The following is a 25395-nucleotide window of genomic DNA, read 5'->3' on the forward strand; positions in this document are numbered from 1 at the left end:
GCCGCCACGTGGGTCGGCTCCGCCGAAGGTTTCGACGCCCGTCTAGTGGAGTCGGCGAACCGCTCCAGTAGCGTTCACGTGTGACCGATCCTGTCGACGGGGTGCCGCTCGCCGCATCCCAAGCCATCCTGAATCCGCTGAGCGATTCCGCGATCTTTCTCGTGCTGACGGTGGCGCCGGGCAACGAGCAGCTGGTGCACGACGCCCTCGGAGACATCTCGGGTCTCGTGCGCTCCGTGGGCTTCCGTGTGCCCGATGGCGTGCTCACGTGCATCACGTCGATCGGCTCGGATGCCTGGTCGCGGCTCTTCGACGGACCGCGCCCGAAGGAGCTGCACGTTCTGCCCGAGTTCCACGGAGCGGTGCACGCGTCGGTCACGACGCCCGGCGACATCCTCTTCCATATCCGCGCCAAGGGCATGGATCTCTGCTTCGAGCTGGCGAGCCTTCTCGTCGAACGATTCGGAGGGTACTCCGCCGTCGTCGACGAGGTGCACGGATTCAAATACTTCGAGGAACGCGACCTGCTCGGCTTCGTCGACGGCACGGAGAATCCGACCGGCGCCCTGGCCGTGCGGAACGTGATCGTCCGCGACGACGTGCCGCAGTTCGTGGGAGGAAGCTACGTGGTCGTGCAGAAGTACCTGCACAACCTCGCGGCCTGGAACACCCTCACCGTCGAGCAGCAGGAGCAGGCGATCGGCCGAGGCAAGGCCGACAACGTCGAGCAGGCCGAAGAGAAGAAGGCCCCGAACGCCCACACGGTCTTGACCGTGCTGACGGATGCCAATGGCAACGAACTCAAGATCGTGCGCGACAACATGCCGTTCGGCAGGATCGGCGAGGCCGAGTTCGGAACGTACTTCATCGGCTATGCGAAGACTCCTGCGGTCACGGAGCGCATGCTGAAGAACATGTTCGTCGGCGATCCGGAGGGAAACTACGACCGCATCCTCGACTTCTCGACGGCGGTCACGGGCTCGTTGTACTTCACGCCCACGGGCGATTTCCTCGACGACCCGCCGCCGCTCCCGAGCTGAGCGCCGCGGGCACGAACGTGTGTCGAGTGCGTGGTTCGGTGCTTTCACACTGAGGACTGCCACTCTGGAACCCCGACGCGCCAGCGCCGCGGAAGAGAAGGGTGCCGACATGGCTGATAAGAAGACGAAGAAGTCCACCTCGAAGGCGACGAAGAAGTCGAACGAGAAGACCCCGTCGAAGGCTGCAAAGAACATCGAGAAGAAGCTCGAAAAGGCCGCACGCGAGGCGATCGCCGCCGCGGAGACCGCAGTGAAGAAGGCGCGCAAGGCCGCGAGCGAGCGCTCGAAGGAGCTGCGCAAGCAGGCCGAGAAGGTCGGCCGCGACCTCGAGAACGTCGTGAAGGATGCCGCGCCCGAGGCGAAGAAAGCCGCCGCCGAGAAACCCGTCGCCGCGAAGAAGCAGGGCGCGAAGAAGGTGGCCGCGCCGCCCATCGCATCCGCGCCGCCGGCGACTAAACGCGGACTCGACCTGCCGAAGGCATCCGCCCCTGCATCGGCACCGAAGACCGCGGCGACAGCCCCGACCAAACCGCCGACCCTCGTCGAGCTTCGCGCTCAGGCGAAGGCCAAGGGAATCGTCGGTTACTCGCGGATGAGCCGCGCCATTCTGGTCGAGCGGCTCAAGGGCTGAAACCCGTTAGCAATTCAGGAGGAGCGCGTCGCCGTAGCCACTGTGGCGACGGAGACGCGCTCCTCAAGAATTAGTCGCGACTAGGCGCGGCGGCGACGAAGAGCGACGTGACCGAACCCCGCTCCGAGCACGAGCAGCGCAAGGGCCGCGAACAGCGCGGGTGAGGCGTCCGTTCCGGTGGCTGCAAGGCGGCCCGATGCGGCGCCGCCAGCGCCCCCGGCGCCTCCGCTCGGAACCGCTGCTCCGGGATCGCTCGGCGTACCCGGAGTTCCCGGGTCGACCGGTGCGTCTTCCCGCAGAGCCAAGCCGACGACCACCGGATCGTGGTCGCTCGAGCGGTAGGGGTCGGCCCGATACAGGTCGAGCGCGTTGTAGTTGTAGCGGCTGTACTCGAGGGCGATCGACTCCACCGAGTTGATGTTCCAGATGTCTGTACCCGTCACATCCGCCGCGGCCGCGCTCGACGCGAACACGTGATCGAGCGAACCGACAGCGCCCTCGAACGCGTAGCTCTTCTTGCCCGTCGCCTCGCCGATATCGGTGTACCCGGCCGCGAGGATCACGTCGATCGGATCCTCTTTCTCGTAGGCGTTGAAGTCGCCGCTCAGCAGCACCCGGTCGATGCCCGTCTCGGCCCTGCGGTCGGCGGCGAAGGTCACGAGAGCGTTGGCCTGGCGCACGCGCGATGCGTTCGACCCGCTCTGCCCGTCGTTCTGGTTCGCGTCGTCGCCCGTGCCCGAACTCTTCGACTTGAAGTGGTTCACGATCACCATGAACTGGCTGTCGTCGCCTCCGTCGGCGAGAGCGAACACCTGCGACAGGGGGTCGCGCGCATTCACGAAGGCCGGGTCGTCGAGGATCACCGAGGGGCCGACGGTCGTGATGACGGCCGGCTTGTAGATGAAGGCCGTGCGAATGACGTCTTCGTCTGCGGGAATGGCGGAGGGCGAGGGGACGAATGCCCAGGTGTCGGCTCCGGCCGCGGCGTTGAGGGCCGCGGTCAGCTGGGCGAGGGCGGCGTCGCGTGCCTCTCCGAAGCGCGCCGAGTTCTCGATCTCCTCGAGAGAGACGACGTCGGCGTCGAGCGCGTTGATGGCCGAGACGATCTTGGCCTGCTGCCTGTCGAGGTCCTCCTGCTCGGCCGCGCCACGAGCGTCACAGCCCCTGTTCACGGTGACGGGGTCGCCCTCTCGGTCCGTGTAGAATGAGCATCCGGTGAGCTCGTCGCCCGTGGTCGAGAAGTAGTTGAGGACGTTGAACGAGGCGACGGTGGCGTCGCCGCCGACCGTGGCGGGGGCGGGCGTGCGCGTGTTCTCGAACGTCGCCGGCTGCACCTCGGCGGCGTTCACGGCCGTCAGCTGCTGAGTCGGCTGAAGACTCCACGCATCGAAGCGGTAGTCCAGCACGACCGGGCGGGTGAAGGTCACGCCCGCGCCGATGCGCACCGGGGCCTCGACCGTCAGATACGGAAGAGGAGTCGAGCTGTTCGCGGAGCTCGAGAAGTCTGTGCTCGATCCGTCGTCGAGAGTCACCTTCGCGGCCTCGTTGGCGGCCAGGAGCGCCCTGTACTCGGCGCTGCCGGGCTCGGTCACCGACGTCGGCGTCACGAGCGGCTCGCTGCCCGCCGTGAGCACGACGGATCCGTAGAAGTTCGTGTCGTAGTTGTCGGTCACCGTGTAGTCGCCGACGGGGGCGATCAGCATGCTCTCGAGAGACTCGCGCTGGGCGGCGTCCGTGGGAACGGCGATGGTGGCGGGGGCGGGCGGCGTCGCCGCCTCGGCCAGCACGGTCAGCCCACCGGATGCGACGGTCACCTCGGTCAGGCCCTGATACTCCGACACGGCGCCGGTGACCTCGACGTACGCGCCCACGGTCGCCTGCTGAACCGTGGCTGATGAGAAGACGAAGACGGCGTCGGATGCCGCGTGCGAGGCGAGGTCGAGCGCTCCTCCGGTGCCCGGAGTCTGGATCACGTAACCGTTCAGGCCACCCGTGGGGTAGCTCGCGGTCACGACTCCGCGGGTGACGACCCTCTGTCCTGCCAGCGGGCTCGTGTCGGTCGTGCCCTGGATTTCGGCGATCGAGGCCAGAGTCGGCGGCCCGGATGGCTCCTCCGGCTCTGGATCCTGCCCGCCGGTGCTGTTCTCCGGTGTCGGCGCGACGGCGGAGAAGTCGACAGAGTTCACGTCGCTGTCGGTGGTGCTCGAGCGGGTCAGCGAGGTGGTCACGGAGGGCGCTGCCGCGGGGGTGCCCTCGAAGGTGTTCGATGTGCCGTAGCCCAGAAGATCGACGACCGCCGGGTTGTTGACGAGGGAGCCCGTGGCGGGCGCCGACAGGGCGGTGGTCTGGTTCGCGAGGAAGAGTGTTCCTCCTCCACCCGCGAAGGAGAACGACAGAGTGGCGTCGGGTGTCGGCAGCGCCTCTCCGTTGGCGGCGTTGCTCGTGCCCTGAATGAGGTAGTGCCCGCCGGCCGGGATGGTTCCCGACAGCGGAAGGACTCCGGTCGGGTTCGCCGCTGCCGTGGCGGAGCGGTACTGCAGCGACATCGTGCTCAGATCGACGGCGGCGTCGGTGGGGTTGTAGAGCTCGACGTACTTGTTGAGGTAGCTCGCGCCGGCGGAGCCGCCGTTCACGTACGCCTCGTTGATAATGACGCCCGCGCTGGCGGCGAGCGCGGGCACGGCGATCACGGGGCTGGCGGCGAGTGCTGTTCCCACGACGACGGCGAGGCCGATCGTGGTTCGCGCATGGATCATGCGGGGCATGGAGATCCCTTGTTCAGATGATGGGTGGTATCCATCTATCCAAGGGACAGCGAGCGACGCGCGAGAGACGAGCGTGTAAACAACAGGTTTAAAGTACCCCCATCAAGGGGGTGTTGGGCGAGTCCGGCCTGGGTGTGCTACACGCCGCGGGAGGGTCTAGACGTGGCCGCGGGGCGGGTTCGTCGACCCGTTCGGCTCCTCGGAGAAGATGAGTCCCTGGCCGCTGTTCGCGGACGAGGTCAGGATCTCGAGCCATTCGCGGTTCAGCGTGGGCATCTTGCCGCCGAAGAACTTGAAGTACAGGGGGATCGACTTGTCGAGCCAGATGCTGGACCGGCCGTCGCCGATCGCCGGATCGTCTTTCCATGAGAAGAAGAAGCTCTCACCACGGCGCAGCTTGGAGCCGATCACGATCTGCAGGTGCGTCAGCGCCCGGTCGTCGAACTCGATCTCGATATCGGAGTCACCGTATAGCAACTTTCCCATGATGTCCCCTCGTGCCTTACTGCGCCGCTGCGCGCGATGATCCTCCCACATTAGGCGAGACACGAGCTGAATCATTATTCGACGCGAAGAGTTCCAGTGCGTCATCAAGGCTGCGAGCTGTATGGGATGCGACGCCGCCGTTCAAAAGCGTCACCTCGAAGAGGGTGCCGCGTGCCTCGATGAACCCGAGCAGCGATGCGGCGTCGTGCGGTGAGACGCGAGGGTCGGACACTCGCCACTCTGTAGGAGACAGTCTCACAAGCGAGATCGGCGGTTGAGTCGGCGCGGCTGTGCTGTGTGCGATCACGCTATTCCTGCTCTTTCTTCGCTTCTCTCACGAAGGACGCGAACCGAAGCTCTCACCAGTCTCGGCGAGAGCCCCGGTTCGCGGCAGGGCTAGATATCCCTCGAGGAGCGTGAATCACTTCCGGAGCCGGCTCCCAGCTTCGGGCGACGCAGGACGAACAGCGTCACGCCCACCGCGACCGCGACGGCGGCGAGTGCACCGCCGCCCCATGCCGCGACCGAGAGGAACTCGTCGTTCGAGGTAGCCGCCACAGAGGTGTCGGCGCGGTCGGAAGAAGACGGCGCAGACGCGTCGTCGGCCGCCGTCGGACAGACGGGCGCGGTCGCGGAGCCGGAGGAGGCGGGCTGGCCCGCATCCGGCTGCCAGGTGAACGAGAACTGGTTCGAGACCGGATGACCGTCGGTCGAGACGACCCGCCAGAGCACGGTGTAGTCGCCCGACGGACCGAGCGCTGCTGCTGTCGAGATCGAGGGTCCCGAGACGGTCACACATCCATCGCCGTAGAACTTGCCGTCGGGGCCCTGCACCTCGAGAGCTCCGGCCGACCCGGTGTTGCCGCCGCCGAAGTCGAGAAGCACGTCGTTGGTCGTGATGACGAAGTCGCTCGGCAGCGTGGTGAGCACGGAACCCGCCTCCGGGGTCGACGACACGAGATAGTTGTGCGCCGACGCGGCCGGAAGCTGACCGATCGCGCCGACGGTGAGCGCGCCCGTGCCGAGCAGCGCGAGTGCGCCGATCGCCACGGTCGCGCCACTCGACAGTCGCGGAAGAGGGATGCGCATATGCCTAGGCCGCCCGCGAGCGTCGCGTGGCCACGACGGCGATGACGACGCCGACGGCTCCCACGACGAGTCCGCCGATGCCGAGAACGCGTGCCAGCACGTCATCCGACGAGCCGGAGGCGGCACTCGACGCCGAACCCGACGCATCCGACGAAGCGGAGGCGGCGTTCATCGGGTCGCCATCGGCCTCGGTCGCCACGGCATCGGTCACCGTGATGCTGGGCGCCGGGTGCTCGACCGAGTCCTCGTCGGCGCCGTCGGCCGGGATCTCGTTCCAGTTCGTCGACCCGGTCTCGCAGGTCTGCAGAACGGGGAAGTCGAGGGTCGTGCCTGCTGCATCGGCGGGGAGCTGCAGAGACAGCGCGAAGGTGTCGCGGTATCCATCGGCCAGCGGCGTCTTGGCGGTGTACACGACCTGACCGACGCGCTCCGTCGCGGTTGCGCCGTGAGCATTCGTCGCGGGCGTGGCCAGCGGGGCCATGGTCTTCGACACGTCCCAGTTGGGGTTGACCGTGGGGGTCACCGATGCGATCGACTCGGGAACGTCGATGGTGATCGACGTGGTGGCCGACCCGTCGCATCCGTGCGGAACGGCGAACGTCAGCACGGTGTACGACCCGGCTGCCGTGGCGGCGGGCGTGACGCTCACGTGAGCGCTGGCCGACAGCGGAACGGCGACGGCCATCAGCAGTCCGAGGCCGAGGCCGGTCGAGGCGAGGGTGAGCGAGGTGGATTTCTTCATGGTGGGTCCTTGAGAAGAGTGCGGAGGGGCGCGTCGAACGCGCGGCTGCTCCGGCGAGGTGGATGCGCGGGGTGCGCGAAAAAGTCTCGGTACGCGGGCGGGTGCCGGTCCGAGCGAGGTGAGGGGTCAGGCGAAGAGCGGAGGACCGCGGTGCCAGAGGGATGCGCGCAGCACCTCGAGCGCGGCCGGTGCGTCGATGCGGTGTACCCGACCCACGCGGATCGCGCGGGGCACGAAGGTGGGAGCGGGGAGAAGGAGTGCCACGAGCCGGCTCGAGCGCAGCACCGCGGCGGCCAGGAGGCCACGCACGGCGCGTTCACCCCAGACGATCGCGGCGAAGGTCGCTACCGCGGCGAACACGTGACCGGCGACCATGGCGATGTCGACGGTCACCGCCAATGCGCTGGATGCGCCGGGGCCGGCGGGTGCGAACATCGCGGCCATGTCGTGGCCGCTGTGAGCAGGCCGCGCGGTTGTCGCCGTCTGCGCCGCGGGCGTGGCGATGAGGCTGAAGAGAGTGTGGAAGAAGACCTGGCTCACGGCAACCGAGGCGCCGATGCGCCAGTACGAGAGGCCGCGTCCGGCGAGGGCCACGCAGATCATGGTCGAGAAGGCGATGGCCAACGAGACCGCCGCAATGCTCGGGGCCGTTCCGCCGGCGATGGCGTGCGAGAAGGCGGCGACGAAGGTGGAGAAGACGGCGGCGAGGCTGCCGCGAGCGACGCGTGTCCAGCGTGTGCTCATCGTGCTCCTCGTCTTGCGATCGCCTTCAAGTCTATTCGGCTCTTCCTCTCTCGAAATCCGCTCCCCGCTAGTCTGTTCAGCAGGATTGTGACGAGTGTTAGGAACCTCCGTGAGTCTTCCCCCGTATCCGACCGGCCCCGAGCGGGGCGGCGCAGAAGGTCGACCTCCGGTTCCCCCCATGCCGCAGCAGCACGCCCCGCAGCCGTCCTATCTGCCGCAGCCCACCCAGCAGTTTCCGTCACATGCGCCGCAGCCCAACGCATCCGGGTCGCCGAAGCCGGCGCGCACGCGCGGGATCACCTGGTGGCAGGGACTGATGGTCGGAGTCGCCGCACTGTTGGCGATCGCACTCCCCGTCTCGGGCGGCGTCTACTACATGGCCAATGCCCGGCTCATCGCCGACCGCCAGTCGGTGGCCGACTACACCCCGAGTGACAACATCGCGTCGCTGGTCGAGCGTGCTGATCTGAACGATGTCGGCACCTTCATCTTCTACACGAGTCATCCCGAGCTGAATACGGCCAACGAGTTCAACACGGCCTGCGGAATCCGCCCGGAGCAGTTCCTCCTCGGCTGTTACACGGGCGAGACGATCCATCTCTACGACGTCACCGAAGAGCGCCTCGACGGACTGCGCGAGGTCACCGCGGCGCACGAGATGCTGCACGCGGCGTTCGACCGCCTCGACACGGCGTCGCAGGATCACCTGGGCGACCTTCTCGAGAAGGCCTACGAGGAGCACGGCGACGACCCTGAGCTCGCCGAGCGCATGGATGCCTACGCGGTGTCGCAGCCGGGCACCCGCATCACCGAGCTTCATTCGATCATCGGCACCGAGTTCGCCGATCTCGACCCGGAGCTCGAGACCTATTACAAGCGCTACTTCAACGACCGCAGCGTCGTCGTCGACCTGCACGCCTCGTACATGAAGGTGTTCAGCGACCTCGAGCAGCAGACGACCGACCTGTCGAACCAGATTCTGGCGCTGGCAGACGAGATCGAGTCGGACACCGCGACGTTCAATGCCGATCAGACGCAGCTGAACACCGACATCGACGCCTTCATCGCCAAGAACCAGGCGTATGGCTATTCGGGCGACCCGGCCGGATTCGACGCCGACAAGGCGGCGCTCATCGCCCGGGACTCCGAGCTCGAGACGCGCAGGACGGCCATCAACGACAAGACCACGCGACTCGGAGACCTTCAGCAGCAGCTCCGAGACCTCGACGCCGATGCGCAGGCGCTGAACCGCAGCATCGACTCGACGATCGTGCCGGGCGAGGGAATCTAGCTAGTCGCCCGAGGCGCCCGGCTCGCCCAACGCGCGATCCTTCGAGATCGAGGCGTAGGCATCCAGTGCGGCCTTGCGCGACTCTTTGAGGTCGACGAGCGGCGGCGGGTAGGTCTCGTCGTCGATGTCGGGCACGAAGCGCCGGATGTACTCGCGGTGCGGGTCGAATTTGGAGGCCTGCAATTCGGGATTGAACACGCGGAAGTACGGGGCCGCGTCGACTCCTGAGCCCGCCACCCACTGCCAGTTCACCGCGTTGGCCGCGGGGTCTGCGTCGACCAGGGTGTCCCAGAACCATCTCTCGCCCTCGCGCCAGTCGATGCGCAGGTTCTTCACGAGGAACGAGGCCACCACCATGCGCACCCGGTTGTGCATGATGCCGGTCTGCCACAGCTCGCGCATGCCCGCGTCGACGAGCGGTATGCCCGTGCGACCCATCTGCCACGCCTCCATCACCACGTCGGTCGGCTCGGCCCACGGAAAATCGTCGAAGGCGGGCCGCATATTGGCGTGCGTGATCTGCGGCCAGTGGAACAGCACGTGGTACGAGAACTCGCGCCACACGAGTTGACGCAGAAACGCGCTCGCCCCCTCGGCGGCTCGGGCGCCCTCCGAGGTGCGCCTGTCGAGCGAGGCGACGAACGAGCGGGTCTCGTGCCACACCTGGAACGGGCTGATCTCGCCCCAGCGCAGATACGGCGAGAGACCGGATGTCGCGTCCTGCGCCGGCAGGTCCTGCTCGGCCACATACGACGACAGCTCGTCGGCCAGAAATGCGCGCAGCCTCTCAAGAGCGGTCTTCTCTCCCGGAGTCCACGCCTCGCGCAGCCCCGCCGCCCAGTCGGGCGTGGTGGGCAGCAGCGCCCAGTCGCCCAGATTGTCACCGGTCACGCCGGTAACGGCCGACACGTCGTCGTCGACGGGCAGCGGATGCCGTGGCTCGGGTTGGGCGAGGCACGACCGGTAGAACGGGGTGAAGACGCGATAGGGGGCGCCCTGCCCGGTGAGCACGGTCCAGGGTTCGAACATCAGCGCGGCCTGAGAGCTTCGCGCCTCGATGCCCGCAGCCCGCAGCGACGACTTGATGCCAGCATCCACCGTGCGTTCGGCCTCGCCGTAGCGACGGTTCCAGAAGACGGCGGCGGCGCCCGTCTCGCCGACGACGGCGTCGATCACGTCGGCGGCGGCGCCACGTCGAAGCGTCAGTTCGAGGCCGAGGTCGCGCAGCGATGAGGCGAGGGCCTCGAGGCTGTGGTGCAGCCACCAGCGGGCCGCGCCGCCCAGCGGCCTGAGCCCTGGGCTGGCGTCATCCAGAATGTAGAGGCACACGATGGGCTCGCCGCGTTGGGCGGCCTCGTGCAGGGCGGGGTTGTCTGCAACCCTCAGATCGTCGCGAAACCAAACGACGCTGGGCGCGCTCATTTAGCGGTGACGCTTGCGTAGAGCTTGCCGGTGAGGCGGGCCAACTCCGTGAGCTCCTCGGGCGAGAGCGCGGCATTCATACGACTGGTGATCGATCGGCCGTGGATGCGGGCGGCGTCGCGGAACAGGGCGAAGCCGGCGTCGGTGAGGGCGACAAGGGTTCCCCGTCCGTCGTTCGGATCGGTGAGCTTGGTCACGAGACCGCGGGCCGAGAGCCGGTCGACGAGGCGGGAGATGCTGGGTTGGGTGAGCAACACGTTCTCGTTCAGTTCGCGGATGCGCAGGGTGCGGTTCTCGCTGCGGGTGAGGGTGAAGAGAACGTCGTACTCATTCAGAGAGATGACGTCAGAGGGGAACTCCGAAGCGATCTGCCGCATCACGGCGACCTGGGTGCGGAAAAGGGATTCCCACGCGTCGACGGGGGAGGCTGGCTTGGTCATGGAGATCCTCTCGTGGCTCCACATTAGGGCGGCCACCGGGTAATCCCCGAAACAGGCGAGGCGGGTTGACATCCCCGCGGGAGCGACGCGTTCGCAGACAGACAGAAAGCCCGTCGTAGAGGCTAACGACGGGCTTTCTTCCCTTGCACCAAGAGTGTCCTGCAATCACATTCCGCGTTACCTGCCACAGCAAACAACTAACGCTCTAGAACCATATAACGGTTGAGTAACGGAGCGCTAGTTACCAAAACGTTATTTTACTGGGAGTTGGCTGTGAGCCCCTGTTCGGGGGTGACTGCTCTACGTGGGCGATGCCGTCGGCGCTTTCGTCGCGCGCCCGCCAGACTGGTGGACATGACGACCACGGCCGACATCCTCGCTTACGACCTCGACCGACTCCGTAGGCGAGTGCTGCCGGATACCGCCGGCGAAGTAGACGACAGCATTCCGCAGTTGGCAGACGCGGATCCCGACCTCTGCGGCATCGCTCTCGTCACGGTAAACGGCGAGGTCAGGGTGAGCGTCGATGCCGACGTGCCGTTCAGCATCCAGTCGGCGGTGAAGCCGTTTCTCTTCGCGCTCGCTCTGCACGACACCGACCGAGCGGCCCTCGGGCGTATCGGGATCGAGCCCACGGGTGAGGCCTTCGATGCGATCAAGCTCGAGACCGGCACCGGGCGTCCGCCGAATCCGATGGTGAACGCGGGCGCGATCGTCACCAGTTCACTGGTCGAGGGTGATGGAGTAGACGGACGCATCGCTCGGATCATCGCGGGCCTGTCGGCGTTCGCCGGGCGGACTCTCGACATCGATGACGACGTGGCCCGCAGCGAGCACCTCCTCGGCGACCGTAACCACGCCCTGGCGCACCTCATGCGCTCCGAAGGCACCCTCAATGTGGAGGCCGATGACGCCATCGCCGTCTACGCGAGTGCGTGCGCCGTGCTGGTCGACGCGGAGGCGCTGGCCACGATGGGTGCGACGCTGGCCGCGGGAGGAGTGAATCCCCGCTCGGGCGAGCGCGTCGTCTCGCGCGACGTGGCGCGCGACGTCATCTCCGTGACGGCGACCTGTGGTGTGTACGACGGCTCTGGCCGGTGGATGCGGGAGGTCGGGGTGCCCGCCAAGTCGAGCGTCTCGGGAGCCATCGTGCTCTCCGTTCCCGGGGTTCTCGGAGCAGCGGTCGTGAGCCCACCCCTCGATGAGCGCGGTACCAGTGTGCGGGGCCACCGCGCCAGCGATGCACTGAGCGCGGACCTCGGCCTGCACGTCTTCGACGTGTGACGGGCAGGCTTTTGAGGGACCGGAGCGGCACTCGCGGTCGGTGAGCCCCCATGGGTAGTTCTGCCCATGGCTGTCTGGCCCCCGCGCCCCTACTGTGGATCGAACCGGTGGTCAGTGCACGCCGCGCGAAAGAGGGAGTCGTTCATGGCCGGATTCGTAGGCGCCGATGTGGCCGAACTCCGCGCGTTCGCGAAACTCGTCGACACCGCCAGTCGCCAGCTCGACGATACGGCGATCGGCCTGACGGCGACGTTGACCGGCACGCCATGGCTCGGTCCAGACGGCTCGGAGTTCACGTCTCGGTGGAACTCGCAGCACAAGCCGGTGCTCACCCGGGCCAGCGGAAGTCTGCAGGGTCTCGTCGCCATCCTCGTGAAGAACGCCGACGATCAGCAGGCCACGAGCTCTGATGCGGGAGGAGGGACCGGCGGTGCGCACGGATCCGGTGGAGAGGGAGCTGGCGGACACTCGGGAGAGCTGGGTGGCAAGTCGGTCGACGACCTCAGCGACATGTCAGCCGACAAGTTGCGCGATCTGGCTGAGAAGTACAGCAAGGATCCCGATGCCGCTCACGCGTGGTGGGAATCGCTGACGCCTGCCGAGCAGGCCCGGCTCATCAAGGATGCGCCCGAGCTCGTCGGAGGCCTCGACGGGGTGCCGGCGCTCGACCGCGTCGATGCGAATGCGAACATCGCGGGTGACCAGATCGACGCGAACGATGCCCGCATCAAGGAGATCGAGCGGCAGCTGGAGGATCCGTGGCGGTACGCACTCAGCTCCATCTCGGGCGCTAACGACACCCAGGCCCTGCGCGACGAACTCAAGGATCTCAAGAATGAGAACGGCTACCTGCAGAAGGCAGTAGACGGCGACGTTCAGCTATACACCTACGACAAAGACGCCGATCGACTGGTCGAGATGATTGGCAACCCCGAGACGGCCACCCAGCAAATGACGTGGATTCCCGGCACAGCTACGACCATGGAGTCGTTCTATGGCAACGCGAAGATCGGCTACGGCAACGACATTCAGGCCCTGTCATCGTCGCTTTCGGATCGCGTACCGGGAACGTTGGTTTTCGTCACAAAAGATGGCTATTACCCTCAGTGGGACCCGGCACATCCCCCGTCCGACACCTCGATCGCAATGGATTTGGGGCGCACGATGGCTCAGTTCCAGACAGGGCTCGACGCATCCGGGCTACCACCGCTGCCGACCACCGCCGTCGGACACTCGGCGGGACTCGCCATCCTTACGGCAAGCGAGCAGGCGGGCGCTCGCTACGACAGCGTGGTCTCCCTCTCCGGGATCGGCATGGACGATGGCTGGAAGCCGCAATCCGGTACGTCCTACTACGACTACACCACCGGGGGCGACATGATCCTTGCGGCTCGAGGGTTGCACGCCTCGATTCCGGACATCGATATCTCGGGACCAATATTCGCCCCGAAGGTTCACATCACCGAAGTGGAGATGGGCTTCCCGTTGACGCCGAGCGCGGAGAACGGCTTCTCCGTTCTTGATTCGGGAATCGGAGTGACCAAACCCGACCTCCTAGACCCGCTAGCCGGATGGCATCTCGTGGAAGAGTCGAAGGACAATCACAGCCTCGTCGCATCGGGTCGCACCAGCGACGAGGTAAAGGATGGCCTCACGAACTTGCTCTTGGGCAAGAGGCCGGCCGGGTCGTGAGGCGCGGCGTAGTTCTCGCCAGTGTGGCGATCGCGTGTATAACGACAGTGACAGGATGCAGTGTGATGAATCTGAACCCGACGAATGAGCAGCTGACTTTCGATGATGCAAAGCAAAGCGCGCTCACGCTCCGCGACGACATCGAGAAAACGCTGCCGTCGGAATATGTAGCTGGTTCCTCGGACGCGGACAACCTCATTCCCTGTGACGGGGCAGGTGACACGGGCCAGTACGACGGCACGCGCACGATACAGGTGGCAGAGGGATTCGATCGCTCCGTGTGGATCGACTCGGTAGCCGCGACGTTCTCGGCGGAAGGGGGTTGGACCGTGTCTAAGCAAGTCGCGGCAGACGGTTCATCCGACGCTACCTCCGGCCTCTCCCTACGTTCTGAGGCGGGGTACTACGTGCGTATCGATGAAGTTGCCGACGCCGGCCAGGGCGTCCCCGCGATCATCCTGTCGGCATCCAGCCCCTGCGCTACCTTGTAGCCGAAGCTCGCATCAATCGTGAGGCCGGCTTCCGCGTGCCTCGATCGCCTCGACGATCACCGAGAGCACCCGGCGCATGTACGGCGCCCAGAACAGCCCCACGATGGCGCGAACGATCGGCGCGCGGCCTGGCAGCGGAAAGAAGCGGTACTGCCAGCGGATGTTCGTGGTCGCCGGCTCGGAGCGCGGGCTCGAGCCGCCCGGGCCACCTGAGGCGTCGGAACCGCCGGAGCCGGCGGGCGTGAACGTCCACTCCGCGCGACCGCCGCTCACGAGGCGTCCGAGGATGCCGGTGAACTGGCTCAGATCGTAGGCGAAGAACGCCCCCGCCTCGCTGTGCGTGATCGTTTCGATGACGGTGCTGCCATCGGAGAGGCGAAGTGTTCGCGTGGAACCCACGATGTCCCAGGTCTCGGGCTGCCCGACGACACCGACCACGGCGGGCAGGGGCCCGAAGCGCGAGTAGAACTCGGTGGGAGGCGTCTGCGTCGCGACGCTCCAGCTGCGATGGGCCACGGCACCCGCGACGAGGTCAGTGGTGAAGCCGATAGCGCGGCGCGGTCGTGTCGTCATGGGTGTGCTCCGATCGATTGGGTCTCCGACACCACAAGCCTCACGACGTCGTCGAGCGCTTGTGTGCGGGCGAATGTCGCGCGCTGCCGGTCTGATGAATTGCCTCGCGCCAGGGTGTCCTGCGTCAGCGTCTGCACGTCGTCGTAGTCTCCCAGCTCCTCGAGGGCCGGGCGCACCAGGGCGATCAACTCGCTCACGGCATCCGCCGCGGGGATCGGTTGGGGGCGCGGGCCCGCGCCGAGCAGCTCTGCCGACAGCCCCGTGCGCGATGCCTGCCAGAGGGCGGCTCGCTGCACGGGGGCGCGGCGGGCGCGGAAGGGGAGACCCTTCTCGAGATCGATCTCCGCCGCTCTCACGATGCCCCGGAACAGGCCCGCGATGAGCACAGCATCGTCGACCCGCGGGATCGCATCACAGACGCGCAGTTCGAGCGTCGGCACGTGAGCGGAGGGGCGCACATCGAAGTAGGCCATGCCGCTGTCGGCGATGACCCCGGTGTCGATCAGCTCGGCGATGAGTTCGTCGTATTCGGCCGCGGACTCGAGCGGGCCCGTGTCTCCGGCGCTCGGCCAGCGTTGCCAGACCAGGCTCCTGACGCTCGCGTACCCCGTGTCGTGACCGTTCCAGAACGGCGAGCTCGCCGATAGGGCGAGAAGCACGGGAAGGTGCTCGGCCACACGTTGCGCGAGTCGCACGGCGAGGTCGCGGTCGGAGACGCCGACGTGCACCTGGAAGCCGCAGATCAACTGCTCGTCGACGAGAAGCCGGTACTTCTCCTGCATGGCGCCGAAGCGCTGCGACGGGGTGAGTTCGAAGTCGGAGATCTCGGAGCGCGGCGCGGTACCGACCGCAGCGATTCCCACACCGAGCGGACCCGCGACATCCATCACGCCGCGGCGCAGCCGCACGAGTTCGTCGCGCAGTTCGCTCAGCGTGCGCACCACGCGGCTGTTGGTCTCCACCGTGGTGCGCTGCAGCTCGGCGGCGTAGCTCTCGCTCGGCAGCGTCGTCAACAGCTGCGGGGCCGAAGCCGAGAGGCGCGACGAGTCGAGATCGATGAGGTGAAGCTCTTCTTCTGCGCCTAGCGTCAGTTCCGCGCCCATGGGCACAACCTACTGGCGGTGACCGCGCAAAGCGAGAGGATGTCCCGGGCGGCCCGACCTGCTAGGAGAGCCGACGCCTCAGTCCGCGTAGATCAGCGGCAGTCGATCTGACCACGGGGCGGCCTGCTCCAGCTGCGCGGCGACGGCGAGGAGAAGGTCTTCGCGACCGGGTGCCGCCACGAGTTGCACGCCGATGGGAAGTCCTTCGCGACTCTGCGCGAGCGGGATGCTGATGGCCGGGTTGCCGCTGATGTTGAACGCAGACACGAACGGGCTGACCTCGAGCAGCCGCTGCAACCACTGGCGCACCGTGCAGTCGGGGTCGTCGTAGTCGAGCGCTCCTATCGCAAGAGGCAGCACCGCCATCGTCGGGGTGAGGAGGAGGTCGTGGTGCGAAAAGAAGTCGGCTACGCCGCGCGTGACCCTGTTCTGGGCGGCGAGAGCGCGCTCGACGTCGACGACGCCCGCAGACGCCGTCTCTCTGAGAACCTGACGAGACACGGCCTCGAGCAGTGCCTCGTCGGGCCGGTGCGGCAGGCTCAGGATGGCTGCGCCCGACGAGTAGACGGCGAGCATCTCCGCCTCGAGCAGGTCCGACGTGGCGAGGGTGGGGCCGCGCTCGTCGAGCTCGTGCCCGATCCACTCGAGCAGCTCGCCGCACATCACGGTCGCCCGCGTGACCTGCGGGTCGGTGAAGGAGCCGGGTGCAGCCGCGGTCGTCACGCCGATGCGCAGCCGTCCCGGGTCGGTCGTCGGTGCGTCGACGAAACGCGACAGCGGGGTCGGCATGGAGTACTTCTCGCCGGGGGCATGGGCTGACACGCAGTCGAGGAGCAGCGCGCTGTCGCGCACGGTGCGGCTGACTGCGAACTCGACGGTCAGCCCGAAACCGGCCTCGCCGACGAGGGGGCCGCTCGGCGTTCGACCCCGGCTCGGTTTCAGCCCCACCAGTCCGCACGAGGAGGCGGGAATTCTGATGGAGCCGCCCGCGTCGTTCGCGTGTGCGAGGGGAACGGCGCCGGCGGCGACCAGCGCGGCCGCTCCTCCGCTCGACCCGCCGACGCCGCGGTCGAGGTTCCACGGATTGCGGGTGGCGCCATAGCGCTTCGACTCCGTGGCGAAGCTCAGGCCGTACTCCGGTGCAGTCGTCTGAGCGAGGGTCACCAGACCCGCCTCTCGGAACCTGACCATGATCGTCGAGTCGACAGGCGACCTCGCTGCGGTGATGCTGCGGCTGCCGAGCGAGAACGGCACGCCGGATGCGACGGGTCCCGAATCCTTGATGGCGAACGGCACGCCGTCGAGGGCGCCAGACGGATCGGCGTGCAGAGTCGGCTCGAACGCGGGCGCGGCGAGGGCGTTCAGCTCCGAGTCCACCACAGCGATGCACTCTCGGGCGACGGCCTCGACCTCGGCGGCGGTGACCTGGCCGGTCACGAGTAGCTCCCGTAGGGCGGTGGCGTCGAGCGCCGAGTATTCAGAGGTCTTCAGAACGGCGCTCGCGGCTTAGAAGAGGTCGGGCGACGGCGTCGACGTGTGCTGCACAGACACGTCGGCGTGGCGATCGAAGCGGTAGCCCGCGCCGCGGACCGTGCGCACGATGTCTTCGTAGTCGCCCAGCTTGGCGCGGAGGCGCCGCACGTGCACGTCGATGGTGCGCTCGTTCGGAATGTCGCTGTCGTCGGCAGACCAGAGCGAGGCGATCAGTTCGGCGCGGTCGATGGTCTTGCCCTCGCGAAGCACGAGGTACTGCAGCAGCTCGAACTCCTTGTACGTGAGGTTCGCTGCGGTATTGTCGAGCAGCACGCGCTTGCGGGACAGGTCGATCACGACGCCGTCACGGGCGCGGTCTTCGTCTTCGGGGGTGTGGCGGTGCTTCGCGAGCGCCGCAGGATCCTGCAGCGCGAGGCGCACGACGTCGACATCGCGTCCGCCGGCGCCGCGAGGGGCCAGGGCGACGGCGGCATAGGTCTCGGAGGAGGGGGACAGCTGGGCTGCGAGGGCCCGCAGCTGGGCGACGATCTCCGAGAGATCGGTGCCGTCGGCTGCGGCCTTGTCTTCGTCGATTCCGACGTAGAGCACGAAGCCGCGAGCCTCGGTGCCGGTGGGCACGGCGCGCAGATGAGCCGACGTCGACTCGGGAGCGAACTGCTCCGAGCGGGTGATCGGGGTGACGGAGGCGGCGGGGCGGGTGTCGAGGTGTGCAAGAGACATGAGAGAAGTCCTTCGATGATGTGCCCTCGGGGCTCCGGCCGGATTCGGCGACGAAGCGGATGCCCCAGGGCGGGTTGTGCGAATGGTGCGGCGCAAAGGCCGGAGACCGCAGACGGTTCTAGAGAGTCAGAACCAGGCGGGGGGAACGGAGGTCTCTTTCAGGAAAGAGAGAGGCAGACCTCAGAACCGAGCGAACCTGATTGTCAGGCGCAGTGTCTGGTTAGGCACACATTCGGCAACACATGACAGCGCTGCTGGGCATCATCATGCCAGCAGTCCCCAGTGCCTCAAAGGAGGTAAGGGCGAGCGCGTTGTCAGTCATGAACGAAAGCTAAGCGGAATGTGACTCCGCGTGTCAAGTTATTTCTTGCTCGCGAGGTCGATCGTGACCTCGCGAAGGGTCAGACGAGGCCGTAGAGGCGGTCGCCGGCATCTCCGAGGCCCGGAACGATGTAGCCCTTCTCGTTGAGTCGCTCGTCGAGCGCTCCGAGAACGAGGTGCACCTCGCGACCCTCCACCGCCTTCTCGAGCGCCGCGACGCCCTCGGGTGCCCCGAGCAGGCAGATGGCGGTCACGTCGACGGCTCCGCGCTCGAAGAGGAACTCGATGGCTGCGCTCAGCGATCCGCCGGTGGCGAGCATCGGGTCGAGTACAAAGCACTGGCGGTCGCTGAGGTCGTCGGGCAGACGCTCCGCGTAGGTCGTGGGCTCGAACGTCTCTTCATCGCGCACCATGCCGAGAAAGCCGACTTCGGCGCTCGGAACGAGCTTCATCATGCCTTCGAGCATGCCGAGGCCCGCGCGAAGAATGGGAACGATCAGGGGGCGAGGCTCCGAGATGGCCAGACCATGGGTCTCGGCGACCGGCGTCTGGATGGTGACGACCTCGGTGCGCACCTCGCGGGTGGCCTCGTAGGCGAGCAGAGTCACGAGCTCTTCGGTGAGCGCCCGGAACGTCGGTGACGGCGTCGACTTCTCTCGCAGCACGGTGAGCTTGTGCGTGATGAGCGGGTGGTCGGCAACGTGTACTCGCATAGGCTCAATCTACTGGAGCGGAAGGGGACCGACGGAATGTCCGATCGATCGCACCCCGCGCATCCATGGCCTGCCGCCTACGGCGAGCGGATGCGCGAGCTTCTCGCAGACGCCCTGCTCGCCGAGGCGTCGGGCGATGTGCCCGTGGCGGCCATGGTTCTGGATGCCTCGGGCCGGGTCATCGGACGCGGCCGTAACGAGCGCGAACTGCTTCACGACCCCACCGCCCACGCCGAGGTGCTGGCGCTGCGCGAGGCCGCAGCGGCGACGGGGGACTGGCGTCTCGAGGGCTGCACGCTGATCGTCACCCTCGAACCGTGCGTCATGTGCGCCGGGGCGATCCTCGGCGCTCGCGTTCCCACCGTGGTGTTCGGCGCGTGGGACGAGAAGGCGGGCGCGGTCGGCTCGGTCTACGACGTTCTGCGCGATGTGCGGCTCAACCACCGGGTCGAGGTGTGGGCCGGCGTCGAGGCCGACGCCTGCTCGTCAGCGCTGACCGCGTTCTTCCGCAGTCGTTTCTGACACGTCGTCAGGCGGGCGGCGCCAGAGTCGTGCCGGGCACGATGCGGCAGTCGAGCAGCACCTGGTGACCATGCTGGCCTGGTTCCGACAGCATCGACACGGCAAGGCGGCCCATCTCTCGCCTCGGCAATTCGAAGCCGGCGTATTCCTCGGGTGAGTCGGGGGAGCCCGACAGTGTCACGAGCGAGAAGGCAGACGGCACAGACAGGCCCTGCCGGGCGAGAGCGGCGACCAGCTGCTGAACCTGCTCGTGCTGCTCGACGAACACCACTGTCGATCCCGACGCGCGGATGGCTCGGAGCCACTCCTCGGGCTCGCCTGTCGGAGCGAGATGGGTGCCGTCGGGCCCCGCCTTCGCGTCGAACCCCTTCGCGCGGTCGACGTACGACTCGACACCGGCCCCGTAGCCCAGGTAGAAGAAACGTCGGTGGCCGAGCGACCGGGCGTGCTCGACCAACGCTCCGACCGCCTGCTCGTAGTTGGCCGCGACGTAGGGGATCGGCCCGCCCGCGTCATCGCGACGACCGATCGATACGAAGGGAAAGCCGCTGCCAGACAGGAAGCGCAGTTCTTCGGGAGGCATGTGCTGGCCGAGCAGGATGCAGCAGTCGGCGAGCCGTAGCCTCGTCGCCCCCGCGCTCAGGCCGAGGTTGCGCCCGGCGGCGCGCCCGCTGGTGAGCAGCAGCAGATCGTGGTCGAGGCGCTGTGCCTCCTCTTCGATTCCGGCGAGGAACGGGTAGAAGAAGTCCTCGCGATCGTGGGGGAACAACGCCTCGTAGGTGTAGACGCCGATCATGCGATTGCCCATCTGCTTGAGTCGTCGCGCGATCGGGTCGGCGACGTAGCCCGTCTCCTGGATGATGCGCAGCACTCTGGCTCTGGTGGCCTCGGGGACGCGCGTCAGATTCTCGTCGCGTTCGTTCAAAACGAAGGAGACGACCGTCTGGCTCACCCCGGCGAGCTTGGCGATGTCCTTCTGAGTGATGCGTGGATTCATTGCGGGCTCTTCCGTGAACCGTCGGGATCGCTATCGGATTCCAGTGCTAATAGGTATTACTTCTTGACGATCGTAGTCGGGTGGCGCATGCTCCGTATAGATACCCCCGCCATAGAAGCCGCACTGTAAGGATTCCACCATGTCAAAGAAGACAGAGAGTCAGAACGACGAGCCGGTCAGCTCGGAGAACCGGCCCGACGAGAAGGGCACGGGGCGACGACTGTTCCTCACCGGCGCTGCGATAGCTGCGGCGGGAGTCGTCACGGCCGTCGGCCCGGCGCGCATCGCCGCAGCGGCCGGAATGACGGCGTCGTCGGCGAGCGGCGCCGCATCCGGTGTTGTCGCCGCGCCGCCGGGCCCGAAGCCGCCGAAGCAACTGACCGTGAACGAGAAGCCCATCTCGCCGCTCGACCCCGAGTTTCACTACGACCGCACGCCGGGCGCCGACAACACCGCCGCCGTTCAGGCGGCCATCTCGAAGGCGATGACCGCCCCCGGTGGCGAAGTCTCTCTGCCGGCTGGCGAGATCTATGTCACGGCGCTCGCGGTGGACTACCGCAACTCGCCGACCCAGCCGGTGAACGGACTGCCCTACGGCTATGCGGGGCCCAAGATCACGGGAGCCGGCATGCGGCAGACCAAGATCATTCAGATAGCAGGCTCGACAGCCGACATCTTCACGGTCTGCGGGCAAGTCGACTCGAATGCGGGGCCCGCCAACAACAACAAGGCCACCGGCGTGACGATCGCCGACCTGGAACTGACAGGAACACCGGGAGGCGGAAACGGCCTCTACCTGCGCTCGCTCGTGAACTGCGAGTTCCGCAACATCTGGATGCAGAAGACGGGCAAGTCGGGCATCTTCAGAGAACGTGCGACCTTCGTGGGCGGGGTGAACGACGAGTACTCCTACGCGAACTCGTTCAACAAGATCAAGATCGTGTCTCCCGGCGGGTGGGGTGTGCAGGACTCCGGCATCGCCTCGATCGGGGGCTCCATGACGAACGTCGAGGCGATCAGCCCTGGACTGGGCGGCTTCTTGCTCGCACCCACGAACATGACGCTGCTCGACTGCCAGGCAATCGGCGGCACAGTGGGCCTGCGATCGGTTCGCAACCAGACCCTGCGTTCGGTCAACTCGGGGCTCACCCTCCTGAACTTCCGCTCCGAGGGATCGCGCGAGGGCTACGAGATTCTGATCGAGGCCGGCATCAGCCACATGATCGTGAACCCCAACTTCTTTCCGACCTCGGGCGCGCACTGCCTGGGGGTCGGTCTCGGAGACGAGAATTCGGACAACTACGTGCGCAACCTCACCGTGGTCGGTGGGTACTTCGGAGTCATCAGCAAGTTCGGCGACCAGAAGGCCATGGTGCTGGGCCCCAATTCACGGAACACCCGGTTCGTCAACCCGACCATCGAACTCGGCGGCGGGGAGGCTGCTCGAACCGAGGAATCCCTCATCTCCGACGGCGGATACCGCACATCGTTCGATCTGCCCGGATACACGTCGATGACCCCTCAGGGTTACACCACTCAGAACCGCTTCGCGGATTCCATTCCGACCCCCGCGGCCGACCAGGTCAACGAGGGCTGGGAGAAGAACGGCTCGACCTGGCAGAAGGTCGCGGTGTTCCCCGACGGGCGCCGCGTCGTCATCGCCTCGTAGCCGAGCACCGGCGGCAGACGCCACAGAACCCCACACGAGAAAGCACACACCCGACATGCACTTCAGCACCACCCAGATCCAGCAGCGCGTCGAGCGTTTCCGACAGGAGCGGATCCTGCCGGCCCTGCACCTCAGCACGACTCCGCTCTCCATCAGCATGTGGGAGGTGCCCGACGAACCGGTGCCGTTCGCCGAGATGCGCGCCCACCTCGACGAGTTCGAGGCGTTCGACGTGGGGCGTCTCTGGGGTCGACCCTGGGGAACGGTCTGGTTCCGCGTCACGGGAGAGGTGCCCGCCTCCTGGGCCGACGTGTCCGACGGTTCTGCCGAGCTGGTCGTCGACCTCGGATACACGGGGGCGCAATCGGGCTTCGAGGCGGAGGGGACCGTCTACACGCTCGACGGGCGCATCGTGAAGGCTGTCGAGCCGTTCAACAAGTCCGTTCCGCTTGCCACGGGCACCACGACCGTCGACCTCCTGATCGAGGCGGCGTCGAACCCGAACGTCACCGGCGACTGGTCGTTCGCGCCGACTCCGTACGGCGACAAGGCCACGGCGGGCCGCGACGCCATCTACCGCCTCGCCAGGCTCGAGCTCGGACTTCTCGACCAGACGGTCTGGGAGCTGGAGCAGGATCTGCGCACCCTCGTGGGGCTCGCGGCCCAACTGCCCGAGACATCCCAACGCCAGGCCGAGATCATGGTGGCCCTCGACCGGGCGATCGACGCGATCGACCCCGAGGACGTGCGCGGAACCGCTCACGTTGCCCGCGACATCCTGGCAGTCGCCCTGGCGAAGCCCGCGTCGGCGAGCGCGCATCATCTGCACGCCGTGGGCCACGCCCACATCGACTCCGCCTGGCTGTGGCCGACCCGCGAGACCGTGCGCAAGGTGGCGCGGACCTTCTCGAACGTCTGCGACCTCATCGACGAGAACCCCGACTTCGTGTTCGCGGCGTCTTCGGCGCAACAGTACGCGTGGCTGAAGGAGTTCTATCCCGAACTGTTCGAACGCGTGCGCGAGCGGGTCGCTTCGGGCAACTTCGTGCCCGTCGGCGGCATGTGGGTCGAGTCCGATACGAACCTGCCCGGCGGCGAGGCGCTCGCCCGGCAGTTCGTCGAGGGCAAGGCCTTCTTCCTCGAGGAGTTCGGCGTCGACACCGAAGAGGTGTGGCTGCCCGACTCGTTCGGCTATTCGGCCGCTCTGCCGCAGATCGCTATAGCCGCGGGCGCGCGGTGGTTCCTGACTCAGAAGATCTCGTGGAACGAGACGAATGTCATGCCGCACCACACCTTCCACTGGGAGGGAATCGACGGCAGCCAGATCTTCACGCACTTTCCGCCCGTCGACCTCTACAACTCCGACCTGTCGGGTGAAGACCTCGCCAGGGCCGAGCGGCAGTACGCCGAAAAGGGTCGCGGCACCACATCGCTGGTGCCGTTCGGCTACGGTGACGGCGGCGGAGGCCCCACCCGCGAGATGATCGCCGCGGCCAAGCGAGCCGAGAGCCTCGAGGGCTCGCCCACCGTCGAGCTCTCGAGCCCACGTCGTTTCTTCGAGGCCGCCGAGGCCGAGTACCCGCAGCCGCCGGTGTGGAGCGGGGAGCTCTACCTCGAGTTCCACCGCGGCACCTACACCTCGCAGGCGCGCACCAAGCGGGGCAACCGCCGCAGCGAGCATCTGCTGCGCGAGGCCGAGCTGTGGGCGACCGCGGCCAACGTGCGCGCCGGGGTCGAGTATCCGGTCGAGGCCCTGCAGCAGGCCTGGCACACCGTTCTGCTGCAGCAGTTCCACGACGTGCTGCCGGGGACGTCGATCGCGTGGGTGCACCAGGAGGCCGAGCGGAACTACGCGCAGATCTCCGAGGTGCTAGAGCAGATCATCCGCTCGTCTGTCGAGGCGCTGGCGGGTGAGGGCGACCATGAGCTGACCCTGAACGCCTCGCCGTTCGCCGTCGACGGGATCCCGGCGCTCGCCGGGGGCGTTCTCGCGCCTCCGTCGGGGTCGACGGTGACTCGCCCCGAGGGCGACGGCTGGGTGCTCGAGAACGGCGTCGTGCGGGTCGAGGTGAACGCCAACGGGTTGATCACGTCGCTGCGCGATCTGCGCATCGACCGAGAGCTCGTGCCCGCGGGCTCCGTCGCGAACCTGCTGCAGCTTCATCGTGACACCCCGAACAAGTGGGACGCGTGGGACATCGACGACCACTACCGGCGCAACACTGTCGAGCTCACCGAGGTCGACTCGATCGAGGCGTGGGAGGGGTCTCTCCGCATTGCACGATCCTTCGGCTCGTCCACGATCGTGCAGACTCTTGTTCTGGCTCCCGGATCCTCGACCGTCGACATCGAGAACGTCATCGATTGGCACGAGCGACAGAAGCTGCTGAAGCTGGCCTTTCCGCTCGACCTGCACACGGACCGGGCCGCCTCGGAGATCCAGTTCGGCCACGTCTATCGGCCCACTCACGCGAATACCTCCTGGGATGTCGCACGCTTCGAGACCTCGGCCCATCGCTGGGTGCACGTGGGCGAGCGAGACTACGGCGTCGTGATCGCCAACGACTCCACCTACGGCCACGACATCGGTCGTACGCGCCCCAGCGGCGACACGGGACGACGGGCATCGGCGACCACCGTCCGGCTCTCGCTGCTGCGCGCGCCCACGTTCCCCGATCCGGCTGCAGACCAGGGCACCCACACCCTGAACGTCTCCGTGGGTCTCGGCGCAGACATCCGGGCAGCGGTCGAGGCCGGATACCGCAGGAACCTGCCGCTGCGCACGTTCTCGGGCGTCAGCGGGGCTCCCCTCCAGCCGCTCGTCGTCGTCGCCGACCAGGCCGTGGTGGTCGAGGCCGTCAAGCTCGCTCGCGACGGCAGCGGAGACGTGATTGTGAGGCTGTACGAGTCCACGGGGTCACGAGCGCGGACGAGTGTGACCGCAGGGTTCGACGTCACGGGTATCTCGGAGACCGATCTCCTGGAGCGGGTGCTGCCCACCGATGCTCTCGTCGAGACCGAGGGTGCGACGGCTCACATCGAACTGCGACCCTTCCAACTGCTCACTCTGCGCTTCGCGCGGGCGTGACGGTCGGCCGCGCAGCTCCCTCGGGCTGCGCGGCCGGCACCGCTTGACCCTGACGTGACGTCAGGCTTTAGCGTGGCC

At 67.0% G+C, this 25395-nt stretch carries 22 protein-coding genes; 9 read left to right on the plus strand and 13 right to left on the minus strand.

Annotated elements, in window-relative coordinates; translation table 11 throughout:
- The first annotated feature begins 80 nt into the window (after positions 1–80).
- Both ASF79_RS01205 and ASF79_RS01210 read left to right on the plus strand, forming a co-directional pair.
- Positions 81–1040: a Dyp-type peroxidase gene (locus ASF79_RS01205; protein ID WP_055851034.1), complete on the plus strand. Its 960-nt coding sequence runs from the start codon at positions 81–83 to the stop codon at positions 1038–1040.
- Between the two features lie 109 nt (positions 1041–1149).
- A complete protein-coding gene (locus tag ASF79_RS01210; RefSeq protein WP_156366118.1) occupies positions 1150–1671 on the plus strand; it encodes a hypothetical protein in 522 nt (173 codons plus the stop codon).
- An 80-nt stretch (positions 1672–1751) separates the two neighbouring features.
- Here ASF79_RS01210 and ASF79_RS01215 read toward each other — a convergent pair whose 3' ends face one another.
- The 5 genes from ASF79_RS01215 to ASF79_RS01235 form a co-directional block, all read right to left on the minus strand.
- Positions 1752–4436: an ExeM/NucH family extracellular endonuclease gene (locus tag ASF79_RS01215; protein WP_055851039.1), complete on the minus strand. Its 2685-nt coding sequence runs from the start codon at positions 4434–4436 to the stop codon at positions 1752–1754.
- A 156-nt stretch (positions 4437–4592) separates the two neighbouring features.
- Positions 4593–4922 (minus strand): DUF7882 family protein, encoded by a 330-nt coding sequence (locus tag ASF79_RS01220; RefSeq protein ID WP_055776597.1) that lies wholly within the window; start codon positions 4920–4922, stop codon positions 4593–4595.
- 396 nt (positions 4923–5318) lie between these two features.
- Positions 5319–6011 (minus strand): copper resistance CopC family protein, encoded by a 693-nt coding sequence (locus ASF79_RS01225; protein ID WP_055851042.1) that lies wholly within the window; start codon positions 6009–6011, stop codon positions 5319–5321.
- Positions 6012–6015: 4 nt separating this feature from the next.
- On the minus strand, positions 6016–6753 hold the full coding sequence (locus ASF79_RS01230) for a YcnI family copper-binding membrane protein (protein ID WP_055851045.1): 738 nt from the start codon (positions 6751–6753) through the stop codon (positions 6016–6018).
- Positions 6754–6879: 126 nt separating this feature from the next.
- Positions 6880–7497 carry a hypothetical protein gene (locus tag ASF79_RS01235; protein WP_055776588.1) on the minus strand — a complete coding sequence of 206 codons (618 nt, stop codon included), beginning with the start codon at positions 7495–7497 and terminating at the stop codon, positions 6880–6882.
- Between the two features lie 109 nt (positions 7498–7606).
- On the opposite strand from ASF79_RS01235, the gene ASF79_RS01240 reads away from it, so the two are divergent.
- Entirely contained in the window at positions 7607–8788 is a 1182-nt protein-coding gene (locus ASF79_RS01240; RefSeq protein WP_156366119.1) for a hypothetical protein, read from the plus strand.
- On the opposite strand, the gene ASF79_RS01245 is transcribed toward ASF79_RS01240, so the two are convergent.
- Together ASF79_RS01245 and ASF79_RS01250 are read right to left on the minus strand one after the other, a co-directional pair.
- Positions 8789–10210, minus strand: coding sequence for a cryptochrome/photolyase family protein (locus ASF79_RS01245; protein ID WP_055851049.1), 1422 nt, complete (start codon positions 10208–10210; stop codon positions 8789–8791).
- Positions 10207–10650 carry a MarR family winged helix-turn-helix transcriptional regulator gene (locus ASF79_RS01250; protein ID WP_082465894.1) on the minus strand — a complete coding sequence of 148 codons (444 nt, stop codon included), beginning with the start codon at positions 10648–10650 and terminating at the stop codon, positions 10207–10209. Before ASF79_RS01250 ends, ASF79_RS01245 begins: the two co-directional genes overlap by 4 nt.
- Positions 10651–11004: 354 nt before the next feature.
- Here ASF79_RS01250 and glsA point away from each other — a divergent pair, with 354 nt between their 5' ends.
- The 3 genes from glsA to ASF79_RS01265 all read left to right on the plus strand — a co-directional run bounded on the left by glsA (position 11005) and on the right by ASF79_RS01265 (position 14117).
- Positions 11005–11934, plus strand: a complete 930-nt coding sequence (gene glsA, locus ASF79_RS01255) for a glutaminase A (protein WP_055851052.1) — start codon at positions 11005–11007, stop codon at positions 11932–11934.
- Between the two features lie 144 nt (positions 11935–12078).
- A complete protein-coding gene (locus ASF79_RS01260; RefSeq protein WP_156366120.1) occupies positions 12079–13626 on the plus strand; it encodes a hypothetical protein in 1548 nt (515 codons plus the stop codon).
- Positions 13627–13688: 62 nt separating this feature from the next.
- Positions 13689–14117 carry a hypothetical protein gene (locus ASF79_RS01265; RefSeq protein WP_156366121.1) on the plus strand — a complete coding sequence of 143 codons (429 nt, stop codon included), beginning with the start codon at positions 13689–13691 and terminating at the stop codon, positions 14115–14117.
- 12 nt (positions 14118–14129) lie between these two features.
- Here the strand turns inward: ASF79_RS01265 and ASF79_RS01270 are convergent, their stop codons facing one another.
- From ASF79_RS01270 to upp, 5 genes are all read right to left on the minus strand, one after another.
- On the minus strand, positions 14130–14690 hold the full coding sequence (locus tag ASF79_RS01270) for an SRPBCC family protein (RefSeq protein ID WP_055851060.1): 561 nt from the start codon (positions 14688–14690) through the stop codon (positions 14130–14132).
- Entirely contained in the window at positions 14687–15793 is a 1107-nt protein-coding gene (locus tag ASF79_RS01275) for a carboxylate-amine ligase (protein ID WP_055851063.1), read from the minus strand. Before ASF79_RS01275 ends, ASF79_RS01270 begins: the two co-directional genes overlap by 4 nt.
- Positions 15794–15871: 78 nt before the next feature.
- Positions 15872–17230, minus strand: a complete 1359-nt coding sequence (locus ASF79_RS01280; RefSeq protein WP_200933512.1) for an amidase — start codon at positions 17228–17230, stop codon at positions 15872–15874.
- A gap of 69 nt (positions 17231–17299) precedes the next feature.
- Entirely contained in the window at positions 17300–18007 is a 708-nt protein-coding gene (locus ASF79_RS01285) for a winged helix-turn-helix domain-containing protein (RefSeq protein ID WP_055776559.1), read from the minus strand.
- A 401-nt stretch (positions 18008–18408) separates the two neighbouring features.
- Positions 18409–19041 (minus strand): uracil phosphoribosyltransferase, encoded by a 633-nt coding sequence (upp, locus tag ASF79_RS01290; RefSeq protein WP_055851068.1) that lies wholly within the window; start codon positions 19039–19041, stop codon positions 18409–18411.
- Positions 19042–19131: 90 nt separating this feature from the next.
- On the opposite strand from upp, the gene tadA reads away from it, so the two are divergent.
- Positions 19132–19563, plus strand: a complete 432-nt coding sequence (gene tadA / locus ASF79_RS01295) for a tRNA adenosine(34) deaminase TadA (RefSeq protein ID WP_082495711.1) — start codon at positions 19132–19134, stop codon at positions 19561–19563.
- A 7-nt stretch (positions 19564–19570) separates the two neighbouring features.
- On the opposite strand, the gene ASF79_RS01300 is transcribed toward tadA, so the two are convergent.
- Complete coding sequence (locus ASF79_RS01300; protein ID WP_055851074.1) at positions 19571–20560, minus strand: LacI family DNA-binding transcriptional regulator; 990 nt, start codon at positions 20558–20560, stop codon at positions 19571–19573.
- Between the two features lie 139 nt (positions 20561–20699).
- On the opposite strand from ASF79_RS01300, the gene ASF79_RS01305 reads away from it, so the two are divergent.
- Positions 20700–22229 carry a hypothetical protein gene (locus ASF79_RS01305; RefSeq protein ID WP_055851077.1) on the plus strand — a complete coding sequence of 510 codons (1530 nt, stop codon included), beginning with the start codon at positions 20700–20702 and terminating at the stop codon, positions 22227–22229.
- A gap of 55 nt (positions 22230–22284) precedes the next feature.
- The gene (locus tag ASF79_RS01310; RefSeq protein ID WP_055851080.1) at positions 22285–25317 is read left to right on the plus strand and encodes an alpha-mannosidase; all 3033 of its coding nucleotides are present in this window, start codon (positions 22285–22287) and stop codon (positions 25315–25317) included.
- The last annotated feature ends 78 nt before the right edge of the window (positions 25318–25395 follow it).

The sequence above is a fragment of the Agreia sp. Leaf335 genome (assembly GCF_001423605.1).
In the GTDB taxonomy this organism is placed as follows: Bacteria; Actinomycetota; Actinomycetes; order Actinomycetales; family Microbacteriaceae; genus Agreia.

Excerpts from the sequence above, each read along its gene's own strand:
- ASF79_RS01270 (WP_055851060.1), bottom strand. The coding sequence starts at position 14,690 with ATGACGACACGACCGCGCCGCGCTATCGGCTTCACCACTGACCTCGTC.
- ASF79_RS01250 (WP_082465894.1), bottom strand. The coding sequence starts at position 10,650 with ATGACCAAGCCAGCCTCCCCCGTCGACGCGTGGGAATCCCTTTTCCGC.
- ASF79_RS01215 (WP_055851039.1), bottom strand. The coding sequence starts at position 4,436 with ATGCCCCGCATGATCCATGCGCGAACCACGATCGGCCTCGCCGTCGTC.
- ASF79_RS01260 (WP_156366120.1), top strand. The coding sequence starts at position 12,079 with ATGGCCGGATTCGTAGGCGCCGATGTGGCCGAACTCCGCGCGTTCGCG.
- ASF79_RS01225 (WP_055851042.1), bottom strand. The coding sequence starts at position 6,011 with ATGCGCATCCCTCTTCCGCGACTGTCGAGTGGCGCGACCGTGGCGATC.
- ASF79_RS01300 (WP_055851074.1), bottom strand. The coding sequence starts at position 20,560 with ATGAATCCACGCATCACTCAGAAGGACATCGCCAAGCTCGCCGGGGTG.
- ASF79_RS01210 (WP_156366118.1), top strand. The coding sequence starts at position 1,150 with ATGGCTGATAAGAAGACGAAGAAGTCCACCTCGAAGGCGACGAAGAAG.
- ASF79_RS01230 (WP_055851045.1), bottom strand. The coding sequence starts at position 6,753 with ATGAAGAAATCCACCTCGCTCACCCTCGCCTCGACCGGCCTCGGCCTC.
- ASF79_RS01235 (WP_055776588.1), bottom strand. The coding sequence starts at position 7,497 with ATGAGCACACGCTGGACACGCGTCGCTCGCGGCAGCCTCGCCGCCGTC.
- ASF79_RS01220 (WP_055776597.1), bottom strand. The coding sequence starts at position 4,922 with ATGGGAAAGTTGCTATACGGTGACTCCGATATCGAGATCGAGTTCGAC.
- tadA (WP_082495711.1), top strand. The coding sequence starts at position 19,132 with ATGCGCGAGCTTCTCGCAGACGCCCTGCTCGCCGAGGCGTCGGGCGAT.
- ASF79_RS01310 (WP_055851080.1), top strand. The coding sequence starts at position 22,285 with ATGCACTTCAGCACCACCCAGATCCAGCAGCGCGTCGAGCGTTTCCGA.
- ASF79_RS01245 (WP_055851049.1), bottom strand. The coding sequence starts at position 10,210 with ATGAGCGCGCCCAGCGTCGTTTGGTTTCGCGACGATCTGAGGGTTGCA.
- glsA (WP_055851052.1), top strand. The coding sequence starts at position 11,005 with ATGACGACCACGGCCGACATCCTCGCTTACGACCTCGACCGACTCCGT.
- ASF79_RS01275 (WP_055851063.1), bottom strand. The coding sequence starts at position 15,793 with ATGGGCGCGGAACTGACGCTAGGCGCAGAAGAAGAGCTTCACCTCATC.
- upp (WP_055851068.1), bottom strand. The coding sequence starts at position 19,041 with ATGCGAGTACACGTTGCCGACCACCCGCTCATCACGCACAAGCTCACC.
- ASF79_RS01305 (WP_055851077.1), top strand. The coding sequence starts at position 20,700 with ATGTCAAAGAAGACAGAGAGTCAGAACGACGAGCCGGTCAGCTCGGAG.
- ASF79_RS01285 (WP_055776559.1), bottom strand. The coding sequence starts at position 18,007 with ATGTCTCTTGCACACCTCGACACCCGCCCCGCCGCCTCCGTCACCCCG.